This window comes from Gammaproteobacteria bacterium (assembly GCA_034522055.1).
In the GTDB taxonomy this organism is placed as follows: Bacteria; Pseudomonadota; Gammaproteobacteria; order JAABTG01; family JAABTG01; genus JAABTG01.
The window spans coordinates 2,741,070-2,744,741 of sequence record JAXHLS010000002.1 but is presented as its reverse complement, the minus strand read 5'-3'; the positions used below and the strand labels follow the sequence as shown (position 1 = coordinate 2,744,741).

The 3,672-nt window shown below is 67.8% G+C and carries 3 protein-coding genes; all 3 read right to left on the bottom strand.

The window, feature by feature from the left end:
* Positions 1 to 11: 11 nt before the first annotated feature.
* From U5S82_13360 to U5S82_13350, 3 genes are read right to left on the bottom strand one after another with little or no spacing between them, the layout of a single operon-like run.
* Entirely contained in the window at positions 12 to 791 is a 780-nt protein-coding gene (locus U5S82_13360; GenBank protein ID MDZ7752621.1) for an ATP-binding cassette domain-containing protein, read from the bottom strand.
* Positions 788 to 2,779: a Fe(3+)-hydroxamate ABC transporter permease FhuB gene (fhuB, locus tag U5S82_13355; protein ID MDZ7752620.1), complete on the bottom strand. Its 1,992-nt coding sequence runs from the start codon at positions 2,777 to 2,779 to the stop codon at positions 788 to 790. Before fhuB ends, U5S82_13360 begins: the two co-directional genes overlap by 4 nt.
* Positions 2,776 to 3,645 carry an ABC transporter substrate-binding protein gene (locus U5S82_13350; GenBank protein MDZ7752619.1) on the bottom strand — a complete coding sequence of 290 codons (870 nt, stop codon included), beginning with the start codon at positions 3,643 to 3,645 and terminating at the stop codon, positions 2,776 to 2,778. The genes fhuB and U5S82_13350 overlap by 4 nt, the downstream gene beginning before the upstream one ends.
* Positions 3,646 to 3,672: the final 27 nt, after the last annotated feature.

Here is a 3,672-nt window from a genome sequence, read left to right as displayed (position 1 = left end):
ATTCTCAAGTGCTAGGTACGCACGTAGGCGATGACGCCGTCGGTGTCGGGGTTCGGAAACACGCCCATATCGACGTCGTAGACGGCGCTGAGTTGCTCGGACGACATGATGTCAGCGGGTGCGCCGGCGGCGATCAGGCGACCCTGCTTGAGTGCGATCAGATAGTCGCAGTAGCGCGCCGCCAGGTTGACATCGTGCAGCACGACCAGCACCGCGACCGCTTTGTCACGACTGATACGGCCGATCAAAGACAGCACGGACGTCTGATGTGCCGGGTCGAGCGCTGATATCGGTTCATCGAGCAGCAGTAGATCCGCATTCTGTGCGAGCAGCATCGCGAGCCATACGCGCTGCCGCTCGCCGCCCGACAGCGAGTCGACGAAGCGGTCGGCAAGGCCGACGGTCTCGGTCGCGACCAGCGCCTCGTCGACGCGCGCCGCATCCTGTGCCTGGAAGCGTCCGAGTGCGCCATGCCAGGGATAGCGACCGAGTGCGACGAGTTCGCGCGCGGTCAGACCGGCCGCGAGCGGCGTCTGTTGCGGCAGGTAGGCAACGCGACGCGCGAATTCGCGCTCGCCCCAGTCCGAGAGGCGCCGCCCATCGTAGCGCACATCGCCCTGGCTCGGCGACTGCTGCCGCGCCAGTATTCTGAGCAGCGTGGATTTGCCCGAGCCGTTCTGCCCGACGAGCCCCGTCACGCCCGTGGCCGGTAGATCGAGTGCGGGAAGCTCGAGCAGCGTACTACCGGCGATGTCGACGCGCAAATTCGTCACCTGCATCACGGCGGTCATGACGTCACCGACTGTCTGCGGCCGAGCAGCAGCAACAGGAACGGCGCACCGACGATCGCCGCAGTCAGGCCGGTCGGCAGCTGCAGCGGAAACGCGACCGTTCGTGCGAGCGTATCGGCCAGCGCCATGATGCTCGCGCCACAGATGGCGGCACCGACGAGCAGCGGTAGCGACTGTCTGATTCCCATCATCATAGCCACATGGGGTGCCATCAGGCCCACGAAAGTCAACGGTCCAATGATAAATGTCGCAACGGCCGTCAGAACGGCCGCGAGTGTGAGCAACGCCAGGCGCGCGTTGACGACGGGAACGCCGAGCGCCGAGGCCTGCGGTCCGCCGAGCGGCAGCAGGTTGAGCCAGCGCGCCATCAGCGCTGCCAGCGGCACGAGCAAAGTCACGGCGGCACCTGCCTGCAGCGCTTCGGCGCCGGTCGTGCCGCCGGTGGAACCGCTCATCCAGCCGAGCAACACCATCGCCTGCGGGTTGCCGCCCGCCGTCATCACGCCGACGACCGCATCGATCAACGCATTCAACGCAATACCCGCGATCAGCACTTTCTCGGGCGCGAAACCGGCTCGCCGGCCGATCAGGAGGATGATGCCGAGGACCGTCAGGCTGCCTGCGACCGCCGCGACGTTCATGCCGATGCGACCCAACTCGCCGAACACGAACAGGCCGCAGGCTACCGCCAGGATCGCTCCGGCGCTAACACCGAGCACCTCGGGGCTGGCCATTTCGTTGTTGGTCACGCGTTGCAGTATCACGCCGGCAACACCGAGCAAGGCCCCGGCCAGCGCCGCGGCCGCGAAGCGAGGGACGCGCCAGGCCCAAATCTCGGCCCATTCGGCGGCGGATGCGAGCTGCCAGGTGCCGTCGATCCCGCGGCCCAGCGCGAGAGCCAAGCCCGCCACGACGGCTGCCGCGATCAGGCCGGCCACGATCGTGTAGCCGCCGGCCCGCCCACCCGCTCTCGGCGGCACGAAGACCGGCGGCGGCCGCAGCTGGGTCTTGAGCTTCGGCAGCAGCAGCAACAGCAATGGTGACGCGAGCACCGCCGTAATCGCCCCCGTTGGTACGAACAGCGCCGATGATCCCGCCACGTTTTGCACGAGCGTGTCCGTCAGGAGCAGGATCGACGCCCCGGTGGTCGCCGAAAACAGCAAACGCTCGCCGAAGCGCCGGGCGCCCGACAGTCGCGCGATGATCGGCGCGACGAGCCCGACGAAGCCGATCACGCCGACGCTGCTGGTCACGACCGCCGCCATCGCGGCCGCGATCGCAACAGCCGCGACGCGCAGTTTCGCCACCGGGACACCGAGCGTCGCCGCGCTGCGTTCATCGGCGTCGAGCAAACTGAGCGGCCGCAGCAGCACGATGATCGGCAGGCTCAGCACAGCGAGGCGCAGCATCAGGTCGAGGCTCGGCTCCCAGCTCTGCTGGTTGAGCGAACCGGAGCCCCAGATGTGAAGGCTCTGCACGTAACGGTCGCCGATCAGCACGAGGATCGACGACAGCGCACCGCAATACAGGCTGACGACCAGGCCGGTCAGCACGATCGACAACGCCGTATAACCGCGCTGCCTGACAACGGCGAAGACGATCAGCGTTGTCACGGCGCTGCCGACGAGCGCGACGACGTCACGTCCCCAACCGACAAGCTGCGGCATGGACACGGCCGCGATGGCGAGCGCGAGTCGCGCACCGGCATCGATGCCCAGCGTCGTCGGCGAGGCGATCGGGTTTCTGAGCACCTGCTGCAGGATGGCGCCCGAAGCGCCGAGGCCGGCACCGCACAGGAGCGCCATGACGAGCCGGGGCAGCGTCGAGTGCAGCAGCACGAGGCGCTCGGCGTCGTAGCCGTCCACTGGTGCGGAGCGCTGCAGCAGCTCCGTGAGCGGGCCAGCCAGCAACAGGGTGGCTGACGCGGTTCCGAGTATTCCCAGGGCGAGCGTGAGCAGGAGCGGCCCATTGACTCGGCTCGTGGTCACGCGTAGCGAACCTCGAGTTCCGCGGTTAGCAGTTCGGCGAACCGCAGTGCGGCCGGCATCGCGCCAAACATGAACACGGGCGGCAGGGTCGTCGTGCGGCCGGCCACGACGAACGGGAGTCGACGCCACAGCGGGCTCTTCGACAGCGCGTTGTCGATGTCGGGCGGGACGGGGCCGATCGCCACGAGGTGCAGACGACGATCGATCGCGAGTCGCTCGATGCCCGTCGTCGTGAAGCCCCAGTAGCCCGTCTCGCCCGGCCAGGCATTGGCAAGGCCCAGCCGGTCGAGCACGTTCTGGAAGATGCCGGCGCCGCCATACACGCGCGCGTGCCGCGGGTCGATGAACGTCACGATCAGGAGCGGCGGCAGCGACAGCCGGTCAAGCCTCGCGCGACACGCGTCGAACGTGCGTTCGGCGTCCGCGAGCAGGTGCTCTGCGCGGGCTTCGAGGCCGAGTAACGCGGCGATCGAACGCATCAGTGTGCGTGGATGTTCGAGCGGCACCGGGCCCGGTTCGAAAATCGACAGGCTATGGGTTTCGGCAATGCGCGGCAGGACGTCGTCGAGGCTTTGCACGAACGGCGACGTCAGTATCAGATCGGGTCGCAGGCGTGCGAGCAGCTCCAGGTTAATCTCCTGCTGCAGGCCCAGGTCTGTGACGGCGGCGGGGAGCGCCGGTTCGATGACGAAGCGCCGCCAGTCGCTGGCCGCAATGATGGCGACCGGCGCATGACCGAGTGCGAGCAGGGTCTCTGCGAGGGCCCAGTCCAGGCTCGCGACGCGTGGGTGCGCCGCGATCGCGGGAATCCAGCCCAGGAAAACTAGCGGCAGTCCGGCAAGGAAGTTTCGTCGCGTCGTGTGCATGGCGTCGTGTGCATGGCGTCCGTACCG

What these genes read in the sequence shown, in the direction of transcription:
- U5S82_13350 (MDZ7752619.1), bottom strand. Translation starts at nt 3,645, where the DNA reads ATGCACACGACGCGACGAAACTTCCTTGCCGGACTGCCGCTAGTTTTC.
- U5S82_13360 (MDZ7752621.1), bottom strand. Translation starts at nt 791, where the DNA reads ATGACCGCCGTGATGCAGGTGACGAATTTGCGCGTCGACATCGCCGGT.